Origin of the sequence: Methylobacterium sp. B1, from assembly GCF_000333255.1 — a bacterium.
GTDB classification, from domain to species: Bacteria; Pseudomonadota; Alphaproteobacteria; order Rhizobiales; family Beijerinckiaceae; genus Methylobacterium; species Methylobacterium fujisawaense.
In genome coordinates, this window is record NZ_BACT01000949.1 from 1 (window position 1) to 2,228 (window position 2,228).

The window sequence follows — 2,228 nt, forward strand, 5'->3', positions numbered from 1 at the left end:
GCGGCGGGTCCTCGTCACCGGCGCGGCACGGATCGCGAGCTTCGGCGCCGCGGCCGACCGGGAGCGGCTCGTGCGCTTCTCGGGGGTCGCGACCCTGGTCCACAATCCCGAGGCGCTGGCGCTGCCGACCCGGGCCGATCTCGTCACGGCCCCCGACGACACCTGCATCGCCACCTCGGACGCGGCGGGCCGCTGGCGCGTGCACCACTACCAGCGCGCCGACGGGACGCCGCTCGCGACCGGCGCGCAGGTGCTCGGCGCGAACGGGTCGGTCCGGCTCCCGGGCGGCCTGATCGTGCAATGGGGGCTCGTCACCGCCGCCGACGCGGACGTCGCGGTGGCGTTCGGCACCGCCTTCCCGGGGAGCTGCCTCGGGGTCTGGGCGCAGCCGGTCGCCGGCGCCGGCGCAGCGCTCTACGCCGCGCAGGTCAGCGACGTGGCGGTCGCCGGATTCACGCTCCGCACCCGTCGCGCGACGGCCGGTTCGGTGGCGGGCGCCGGGTCGGTGCCGACCTACTGGCTCGCGCTGGGTGCGTGAGCGCCTGACCCTGCGGGTCCGTCGCGGCCGCGTCCGCTGTCAGTCCGGGACTGCGCCGAGGGCCCGCAGCATGACTGGCTCCACGGCCGCGTACCCCGCCCCGTTGAGGTGGATGCCGTCGTCGGTGAGATCCCGCCGGAGCGCCCCCTCCGCCGTGGCGAGCGCCGGCCCGTAATCGACGAGGCGGGCGGGGCCCGCCGCGCAATAGCCGCGCAGCCATCCGTTCAGGGTGCGGATCCGCGCCACCGGGCGCAACTCGGGGCGCCAGCCCCAGAAGTCGCTCGGCATCACGGTGCCGATGGTGAGCGGCAGACCGGCCGCGAAGGCCATCCGCCCCATGGCGATGATGTTCTGGGCGATCGCCCGGTCCGGGACCGGGCCGCCGATCTCCGCGATGTCGTTGATCCCGCAGAGCAGGTGGACGCCGCGCGCATCCGCGGTGTCCCGGAGAAAGCGCGCCCGGATCTGTGCGCTCGTCTCGCCCGGCACCCCCCGGGCCACGAAGCCGTGTCGCGCGAAGGTCTCGGCCCGCACGACGCCCCAGGCGGCGGTGATCGAATCGCCGATGAACACGAGCGGCCGGTCCTGTCCGCGTCCCACACGTCCCCCATCGGCGCCGCGCCCGGGATCGGGCGCCGCCGCCTTAGCCCGGTGGGGTCGGGCACGCCACCGTCCGGAGCACGCCCATGTCGAGCCCCCTCCCGAATGCGCGGGATTCCTTCGCCGCCGCATGCCGCCGCCTCGGGCCGCGGCTGATGCGCGATTTCGGCTGAAGTGACGTCCAGGCCGCCGGGCTCCTGGGCAATCTCGGCCACGAGACCGGCGGGTTCCGCCACCTCCAGGAGATCGCCCCCGCGGTGCCCGGCTCCCGCGGCGGATGGGGGCTCGCCCAGTGGACCGGCCCCCGGCGCGTCGCCCTGGAGGCCTGGTGCCGGGCGCGCGGCCTCGATCCCGCCGATCCCGAAGCGGGCTACGGCTATCTCTGCGCCGAGCTGCGCACGACCGAGGCGCCGGCCCTCGCCGCCCTGAGAACCACGACGACCCTCGCGGCCGCCACCGAGACGGTCTGGCGGCGCTACGAGCGGCCGGGCGTCGTCGCCCCCGCGCGCCGCCTCGCCTGGGCCCGCCGGGCGCTCGCCGCCCTTCGCGACGGCCCCGCCGCTCCGGCACCGGCCCGGCGGCCCGGACGGGCCTGACCGGCCCCGTCGCACCCGATCCCGAGCCGGCCGGGTCCGCCGCGCGCATAGCCACGGAGATCGACGATGATGCACCATATCCGGGCGGGCCTCGCCCTCGCCTGCACGAGCCTGTCGCTTGCCGCGCTCGCCGAGCCGGCCGCCGCCCGTTCCGCCACCGACCTGGCGATCCCGTGGGGCGACTGGCTGGTCGGCCTGCTCCAGCCGGTGACCGCCGCCCTCGTGCCCCTCGCCGCCGCCGCCGTCACCGCCGGCATCGCCCGGGTCGCGCCCTGGGCCGCCTCGGTGCTCACCCGCGACCGGATCGAGGCCGCGATCCGCGCCGGGGCCGAGTTCGGGCAGAATGCCGTTGCCGGGGCCGCCCGGGGCCGGACCGTCGGCGTCGATGTCGGCGCCGCAGTGGTGGCCGCCGGCGCCCGTCACGTGCTCGCGACCGCCCCCGCGCACGTCGTCCGGAAGGCGGGCGGGCCCGAGGGCTCGCCGCGCGGTCTCCG

Annotated in this window: 2 protein-coding genes and 2 pseudogenes; 3 read left to right on the forward strand and 1 reads right to left on the reverse strand. The window is 77.5% G+C overall.

Going from position 1 to position 2,228, the window contains the following annotated elements; genetic code table 11:
- Window positions 1-538: pseudogene (locus tag I53_RS26680) on the forward strand (DUF2793 domain-containing protein); the annotation flags it as partial.
- A 39-nt stretch (window positions 539-577) separates the two neighbouring features.
- Here the strand turns inward: I53_RS26680 and I53_RS26685 are convergent.
- Window positions 578-1,111, reverse strand: coding sequence for a GDSL-type esterase/lipase family protein (locus I53_RS26685; protein ID WP_043356586.1), 534 nt, complete (start codon window positions 1,109-1,111; stop codon window positions 578-580).
- A gap of 212 nt (window positions 1,112-1,323) precedes the next feature.
- On the opposite strand from I53_RS26685, the pseudogene I53_RS26690 reads away from it, so the two are divergent.
- A pseudogene (locus tag I53_RS26690) lies at window positions 1,324-1,734 on the forward strand (phage tail tip lysozyme); the annotation flags it as partial.
- 66 nt (window positions 1,735-1,800) lie between these two features.
- On the forward strand, window positions 1,801-2,228 hold a 428-nt coding region (locus I53_RS26695; RefSeq protein ID WP_051045087.1), incomplete at its 3' end, for a hypothetical protein.